A 252-nucleotide genomic window follows, 5' to 3' on the forward strand; every position below is an offset into this window, starting at 1 on the left:
GAGTTACAGCAATACGATTTGCGCGGGGTAAAACGGCTGTTGATGCGAACAGGTTCGTGGCGCAATCCAGCGGAATTTCCCGGCGAGATCACGTATCTTCGTGCCGATGTGGCTCCGTTTCTTGCGGAGAAAGGGATCAAGCTGATCGGAGTCGATGTTCCCTCAGTCGACCCGCTGGACAGCAAGGAGCTTCCTGCCCATCATGGTCTGCATGCACACGATATTCATATACTGGAAGGGATCGTCCTGGAT

Annotated in this window: 1 protein-coding gene; it reads left to right on the plus strand. The window is 54.0% G+C overall.

All coding sequences use genetic code 11. From position 1 onward, the window contains the following. A partial coding sequence (locus MXD62_RS09185; protein WP_248828943.1) for a cyclase family protein occupies positions 1 to 252 on the plus strand: 252 nt, incomplete at both ends.

The sequence above is a fragment of the Frankia sp. Mgl5 genome (assembly GCF_023242985.1).
Taxonomy (GTDB): domain Bacteria; phylum Actinomycetota; class Actinomycetes; order Frankiales; family Frankiaceae; genus Parafrankia; species Parafrankia soli.